Genomic DNA, 5,783 nt, shown 5'->3' with positions numbered 1-5,783 from the left:
CCCCTGCTCCCTGCCCCCTGCCCCCTATTCCCTACTCTTCAATCCCCAACACCCAGTTAACTAGCGTCCGAACGCCGTAGCCGGTTGCTCCTGCGCCGTTGTAGCCATTTTCTTTATCTGTCCACACTGGGCCAGCAATATCTATGTGCGCCCAAGGGGTTTCTTTGACAAATTGCTTGAGGAAAAGAGCAGCAGTAATGGCACCACCTGGACGCGGCCCTGTATTTTTCATGTCCGCAATACCAGATTTTAGCCCTTCAAAATATTTTTCTTCCATTGGCATCCGCCAAATCTTTTCCCCTGAAGTTTGGGCAGCTTTTTCGATCTGGGAAGCTACGTCATCATCGGGAGTGTACAAACCTGCAATATCATCACCCAAGGCAATGACGTTAGCACCGGTTAGGGTGGCTAAATCCACGATCGCATCTAATCCCAATTTGTCAGCATACACCAAGGCATCTGCAAGGGTTAAACGTCCTTCTGCATCGGTGTTGTTCACTTCGATTGTTTTGCCGTTTGATGCGGTGAGAATGTCTCCAGGGTGCATGGCGCGACCGCTAATCATGTTTTCAGCTACCGCCGAGATAAAGTGAACTTCAACATCTGGCTTAATTTGAGCAATTGCTTTTGCCGCCCCCAAGGTAGCAGCTGCACCGCCCATATCCATTTTCATGGTTTCGATGCCGCTACCAGCACCTTTAATATTCAGTCCGCCGGAATCAAAGGTGACACCTTTGCCAATAATTGCTAGTTTCTTTTTCGGTGTACCTTCTGGTTTGTAAGTCAGGTGAATGAATTTAGGCGGCAACTCAGAACCTTGCGATACTCCCAAAAAAGCACCCATACCCAACTTTTCACAGTCTTCTTTTTCGAGAATTTCTACTTGTAAACCGTGGTCTTTAGCGATCGCTTGGGCGGTTTCGGCTAAAGTAATTGGTGTTACCGCATTGGCTGGTGCTGCCACTAACTGCCGTGCCAAATTTACCCCGGAAACGATTTGATTGGCGAGGGTTATGGCTGTTTCTTGTCCACCGAAACCTAGTAAATCGATGCTTTCTATTTGCGATCCTTTATCTTCTGGTTCTGATTTAAAACGAATATCTTGATAAAGTGCTAATTCAACACCTTCTGCGATCGCTTGGGCGCTTGCAGATGGATCGTTATTCCATAGTGGAAAACTAAATCCCAAAATTTTGCTTTTCTGCTTTCTTGCTACTCTGGCTACCGCAGCAGCAGCGCGTCTCAAAGTGTCGAGTTTGAGTGCATCTGGTTTACCCAATCCTACCAGAATCAATTTACGTACTGGGCTACCAGGATTCACACGAGTAAAAATTGTACTGTTGGCTTTACCTTTAAATTCTTCTTCCGCAATTAGTTCTTTTAAAACCCCGGAAAACTTTTGATCTAAAGTTGCTAGTTCTCCGGTTAACTCTACTGCATCTTCAAATAATCCTATTGCCAAACTATCGCCTGCCCACTCTAACAAAGGCTTATCACTAGGTTGAATTGTCATTTTGGGATTTTATGTAAATATTCCTTCCTGTACCAGTATTGCTCAAAATTCTTGTTTAATGGTGAGGGGAGCGGGGAATATGAGGGAGATGGGGCCAGTAGTTATAATGTTAGCGCTGAGAGTGTCAATCGATAATACGCTTGAAAATGTATGAAGTTTTAACCATAATAAATTAGTGGAATGGCAAGTTGAGTTTCATGATGATTTCGAGTCTGAGTTCGATGCTCTACCTCAAGAAGTAAAAAATGAGTTGCTTGCTACGGCTCAGGTACTAGAAATGTTTGGCCCACAAGCAAAACGTCCTCATGTTGATACGCTCAAAGGGTCGAAGTACGGAAACATGAAAGAGTTACGATTCTCAGCTTTTGGTGGTGTTTGGCGTGTAGCGTTTGCTTTTGACCCATTGAGGCAAGCCATTTTATTGGTAGCAGGTGACAAATCCGGCGTTAGCCAAAAACTTTTTTATAAACACTTAATTCAAAAGGCTGATGCACGGTACAAGAGCCATCTTACAAAACTAAAAGAAGAAGGGTAAGAAGAATGGGCAAAAGCCTAAGAGAAAAAATTAAAGAACAGCCAATAGAAAACCAAATAAAAATTGAAAGCCGCGCTCAGGAATTAATATCTCAGGAATTAACTAGGCAAAAACTTAGATTAGATAAAAGGAAAAGGTTTAAAAAAAGAGAGGTAGTTATATTTGGAAAAAAATTAATGATAGAACATTAATTTAGTAAAACACTAGACAAGCCTGCCAAGTCGTTGGAGGTTGGCAGGCTTTAAAGTTATTAAAAATGGCTAGTTTTGTGTCTGATACTGGTGAACTCCGCTCATAAATCTACTTTTTTACCTCCTCTGCCTAATGCCCTATGCCCCAATTCAATTTTTGTCAATATCAAATTTTCTGGCGATCGCTGCTATTACTTCTTGCTCAAGAGGTGTAGTCTTATTGTCAAGCTGGGCAATTTTTTGACACTGAACGAGCAAGGGTATAGCAAAATCACGATTCAGCTGATTGAGCAGTATATCCAAAGACTTAGGTGATTTGATATTTTGGGCAATGGCATCTAACGAGGTAGGACTAAGTTTTACAGCTTGTAATTCTGGCAAAATTTCTTCCAAAGTCTTATCTGGATGGCTAGCCAGAATCATGTGAACTAAGATTTGATCCATGACGGCTTCTTGAGCGATCGCACTTTCGAGATACTTTTCACTTTCTGCTTTTAATGTTTCCAGAGTCTGTGGCGATGCTAGGGAAGTTGATTCATCTAGCTTGGCTTCGTAAAATCGACAAGCAGCATAACCCAATGAATAGATCATTGTTGCATTTGAACTAGCTGCGATCGCAGCACCCGCTAAGGGCACATTTCGCAGTAATCCTAATCCCGCAGCTTTCAAAAGACGACCTCCACCCAAAGCCAGACCAAAAATTGCCAAGACTTCTCCTTTACGGGCAGGATCTTTTAAATCTAGCCCGTAGTCAAATGCAATTTGATAAAGCATTTCTGACTGCAATTTTGTTGTCGCTGTTAAATCAATTGCCAACAATGCAATTGCTACTCCTGGCAAAATACTAGTGGCTAGTCCAACAGTGCCTGCTTGAGTCGCTTTTTCCACCATGATTCTGTGAGCAATCTCACTAGGTGATTCATTTGGATACTTTTGTTTGAGCTTGTTTACCGCAGCTTCTGCTTTCTCCAAATCAACAGCATCAGTAGTACCAATTAGCCAATTTAGATTTAATACTCCAGATAGTTTTCTAATCAACCAATTTTCGCTGAGGCGATTCACAACCTCACCACTGGTTTGAGTTGTTTGCTCAATTAACTTGTGTGTTTGTTTCGCTGTCGCTTCTCCCACCTCTAATGCTGTGTCTAAAACTGCTTTGCCAGTCTGAGCAACACTTTGAACAAAAGACTCTAATACAGATGGTTCATTTTCTACTGATGATTGAGCCTGGATCTTTATTTCTGAAGTTTCATTAGGTGAATTAACTGATTTATTCACTACTATTTCTTGTTGGGATTTGTCTGCCATTACTTGACACCATGCTGTAAAGCCTCTCTATAAATTTGTTGTAGCGAATTCTGAGCGGCTCTACATCCCTCTATAAACGTAAATATCAGTTGAAGATTAACTATTTTCTAGGTTGCCGCAGGCATCACGCAATTAGAAATTAAAGCAGATCGCCAGCTATTTTTGAAGCGCTTGCTGAAAAGTCTTGATGGCATCCACATGATTCACCATAAGAATACAACGTAACAACAAATCTAGATTGATCCCTTTGACTTCCTCACTACTGGAAACCCTCTCATAGTGAAGTGCTTTGTCCTCTTTCCGCAGGTGATAAACTTCTAACACACCATCTTCCCAAGTCTCCAGTCTGTTTCCAGATGAGAAATAATTTCGGCGTAGAAAAGTAGTTTGTTGATTTTAACTTCTTCTTGGGAGCAGGGCGCTCACCTTATCCTCTCACCTCTAGCCTTGTACTGATATCAGCATTATTTTCTAAAAAGTCGTTATCTTTAAGAATTTCATAGAGATTAATATCTTGCTCTAGCAAGCAAGCATGTCCGCAATCGGGCAGCACCACAATCTTGTTATTTGGTAAGATATTCCCTATCCGCTTCACTTCTGTTACAGAAGGCAAAAGGCGATCGCTACCACCGGCAATCAACAAAACTGGTTGAGTTAAGCGACTTAACTTTTCCTCATCAACTTCAAACTCTCGCAATAAAGACAATCGCCACAGAACGGTTTCTGCTGGTACAGAACGCATGGTTTTCAGCAGTTCATGGCAATCACTCCGAGAAATGCGGGGCAAAGATGCCAAAAACGGCAACAATCCCAGTGCGCCAATATCATACAATTCTGATGGCACTAAGTAAGTAAGTTGAGATGCCCAACTCAACCAAGGGCGAAGACGAAAGGACGAAGCTGGGTTAATTAAGATAGTTCGCTTAAATAAATGCGGTGCTTGGATCGCTACTTTCATTGCCAAGCAACCACCAAAGGACTCACCACACAAGTAAACTGACCTGTGAGAGCTTTTTTGTAATTCAGCGTCGATCAAGTCCAATACACTTTTTGTTAGCACATCCCAAGTGTTAAGGTCTTTCCGGGGGAGTGCCAAAGAACGGACATCAAAGCCAGTTTCTAATCCAGCAGTCTGCGATCGCAATAATTGACCTGTTCCATCCATTCCCGGTAAATATACCAATAGCGGATACTCTGGCTGTACTCGTTTAGGAGTCAGGAAACAAGGCTTTAACTCAACTTCAGAGATAGTCATCGGTCACTTGTACTGAGCGTTGTCGAAGTATTGGTCAATGGTCATTAGTCAATGGTATAAAACTTTTGAACTGTTAATTGTTCCGACAATCCAAAATCCAAAATCGAATAGCTCTAATAGCAACCTTGACGCAGTAAATGGCTAATTTCACCATGACAGTGTTCTGTCAGTTCAGCCACAACAGTTCTAGCTTGTTTTCCGTGATATTTTTTTTGATGTTGGGGTGTTATCCAATAAGGGCGACCGATTAACACCGCAACCCGACGATAAATTACCAAAGGATGCCAACCAGCTTGATTAAATAAAGGTTCTGAAGGGTCAAATACACTCAAAAGCCTTAAGGGAAAACCATTCGTGTTTACCTCTTCTAAGGAAGCGATCGCGATCGGCAAAATTGCTAAATCTTGCACGTCAGCTCGCAATGCTAAATGGGCAAATCCCCGTTGAAACTCACCCACCTGGTTTGGCTGAGTAAATTTCACCATTGGTGCAGTCCCTTCTGGAAATACTCCCACCATCTGCTTAGACTGCAATAGGAACTGCGATTGCGAAAAAAAGCTTTGTTGGCGGTTTTGAGTTTCCTCCAAAGGAAAACACCCCAATTGACCGGTGACAATCTCCCGCATTACTGGCACTTGTCCCATATAGTGATGGCAAGCAAAGCGAATCGGATTTGATAACGCCGCCATTAATATCAGTGCATCCATGAAGCTGCGGTGATTGCTGACTACCAAAACGCTAGCATCCTGGGGAATGCGATCCTCATAATAGCGAAACATTTGTGTTGAGAGTGCCGCCACCAAAGCGCGAGAAATCTCTAGGGGGCTATTTCGACTCATACCTAATCATCAATATATTCCGGTAAATATGGCGGTTTATCTTAACTTAATTTTTACATTTCTTTACTACTGCCATGACCGTCTTAAGATAGAAATATCTGATCTATAAAACCAGCTAAGTTTTCTGCACTCTACATTATGT

Annotated in this window: 7 protein-coding genes; 2 read left to right on the top strand and 5 right to left on the bottom strand. The window is 42.2% G+C overall.

Annotation, left to right across the window (positions count from 1 at the left end; translation table 11 throughout):
- Positions 1 to 31 precede the first annotated feature (31 nt).
- On the bottom strand, positions 32 to 1,513 hold the full coding sequence (locus tag GNF10_RS34430) for a leucyl aminopeptidase (protein ID WP_185580933.1): 1,482 nt from the start codon (positions 1,511 to 1,513) through the stop codon (positions 32 to 34).
- A gap of 175 nt (positions 1,514 to 1,688) precedes the next feature.
- Between GNF10_RS34430 and GNF10_RS34425 the strand changes: the two genes are divergently transcribed.
- Both GNF10_RS34425 and GNF10_RS34420 read left to right on the top strand, forming a co-directional pair.
- Entirely contained in the window at positions 1,689 to 2,048 is a 360-nt protein-coding gene (locus GNF10_RS34425) for a type II toxin-antitoxin system RelE/ParE family toxin (RefSeq protein ID WP_185580932.1), read from the top strand.
- A 5-nt stretch (positions 2,049 to 2,053) separates the two neighbouring features.
- Positions 2,054 to 2,239, top strand: coding sequence for a hypothetical protein (locus GNF10_RS34420; RefSeq protein ID WP_185580931.1), 186 nt, complete (start codon positions 2,054 to 2,056; stop codon positions 2,237 to 2,239).
- Positions 2,240 to 2,389: 150 nt separating this feature from the next.
- Here GNF10_RS34420 and GNF10_RS34415 read toward each other — a convergent pair whose 3' ends face one another.
- The 4 genes from GNF10_RS34415 to GNF10_RS34400 all read right to left on the bottom strand — a co-directional run bounded on the left by GNF10_RS34415 (position 2,390) and on the right by GNF10_RS34400 (position 5,641).
- The gene (locus GNF10_RS34415; protein WP_185580930.1) at positions 2,390 to 3,547 is read right to left on the bottom strand and encodes an EcsC family protein; all 1,158 of its coding nucleotides are present in this window, start codon (positions 3,545 to 3,547) and stop codon (positions 2,390 to 2,392) included.
- Between the two features lie 156 nt (positions 3,548 to 3,703).
- Positions 3,704 to 3,871 (bottom strand): hypothetical protein, encoded by a 168-nt coding sequence (locus GNF10_RS34410; RefSeq protein WP_260446374.1) that lies wholly within the window; start codon positions 3,869 to 3,871, stop codon positions 3,704 to 3,706.
- Positions 3,872 to 3,974: 103 nt separating this feature from the next.
- Entirely contained in the window at positions 3,975 to 4,802 is an 828-nt protein-coding gene (locus tag GNF10_RS34405) for an alpha/beta fold hydrolase (RefSeq protein WP_185580929.1), read from the bottom strand.
- A gap of 113 nt (positions 4,803 to 4,915) precedes the next feature.
- Positions 4,916 to 5,641, bottom strand: a complete 726-nt coding sequence (locus GNF10_RS34400; protein ID WP_185580928.1) for a 1-acyl-sn-glycerol-3-phosphate acyltransferase — start codon at positions 5,639 to 5,641, stop codon at positions 4,916 to 4,918.
- Positions 5,642 to 5,783: the final 142 nt, after the last annotated feature.

The organism is Nostoc sp. UCD121, from assembly GCF_014222285.1.
Taxonomy (GTDB): Bacteria; Cyanobacteriota; Cyanobacteriia; order Cyanobacteriales; family Nostocaceae; genus Nostoc.
This window is presented reverse-complemented; position numbering and strand designations above follow the sequence as displayed.

Coding starts and splice junctions, on each gene's coding strand:
- GNF10_RS34420 (WP_185580931.1), top strand. CDS start 2,054: ATGGGCAAAAGCCTAAGAGAAAAAATTAAAGAACAGCCAATAGAAAAC.
- GNF10_RS34400 (WP_185580928.1), bottom strand. CDS start 5,641: ATGAGTCGAAATAGCCCCCTAGAGATTTCTCGCGCTTTGGTGGCGGCA.
- GNF10_RS34405 (WP_185580929.1), bottom strand. CDS start 4,802: ATGACTATCTCTGAAGTTGAGTTAAAGCCTTGTTTCCTGACTCCTAAA.
- GNF10_RS34415 (WP_185580930.1), bottom strand. CDS start 3,547: ATGGCAGACAAATCCCAACAAGAAATAGTAGTGAATAAATCAGTTAAT.
- GNF10_RS34430 (WP_185580933.1), bottom strand. CDS start 1,513: ATGACAATTCAACCTAGTGATAAGCCTTTGTTAGAGTGGGCAGGCGAT.